Annotated in this window: 1 pseudogene; it reads left to right on the forward strand. The window is 36.7% G+C overall.

From position 1 onward, the window contains the following. A pseudogene (locus FUA24_RS07450) lies at positions 1–251 on the forward strand (glutamine-hydrolyzing GMP synthase); the annotation flags it as partial.

Raw genomic sequence — 251 nt, forward strand, 5'->3', positions numbered from 1 at the left:
GCTATTGGTAATGCGTTTATTGAGGTTTTTGATGATGAAGCTCATAAAATTGAAGATGTTACTTGGTTAGCACAAGGTACCATTTACCCTGATGTTATTGAAAGTGTATCAGCAACTGGTGGGCCTTCAGCAACAATAAAAAGTCATCACAACGTTGGAGGATTGCCAGATTTTATGAAACTTAAAATTGTTGAACCACTTCGCGCTATTTTTAAAGATGAGGTTAGAAGAGTAGGTGCATCATTAGGTAT

This window comes from Seonamhaeicola marinus, from assembly GCF_008085455.1.